General features: G+C 66.8%; 1 pseudogene. It reads right to left on the bottom strand.

The features are described 5' to 3' along the window. Positions 1-199, bottom strand: a pseudogene (locus AX681_RS09165) (RNA polymerase sigma factor); the annotation flags it as partial. Positions 200-217 lie beyond the last annotated feature (18 nt).

Here is a 217-nt window from a genome sequence, read left to right as displayed (position 1 = left end):
CTTTGAGAGAGGCGGGCAGGGCGGCGATCGCTTTCATCGCCTCTGCCAGTTGCTGCTCGGCGCCGATTGCCTGGTCGGGTAGCGGCGCCTCATCGGCGACGTCATCCGCCTCGCCCAGCGGCAGGGCCATGGAGAAGAAGTTCCGGACCGCGCGCCGGCGCCGCCAGTCATGGCATTTGTTGATGACGATCCGGGACATCCAGACCTGGAAGGGTCG

It is taken from the genome of Sphingomonas sp. CCH9-E2 (genome assembly GCF_001557215.1).
GTDB lineage: Bacteria > Pseudomonadota > Alphaproteobacteria > Sphingomonadales > Sphingomonadaceae > Sphingomonas.
This window is presented reverse-complemented; position numbering and strand designations above follow the sequence as displayed.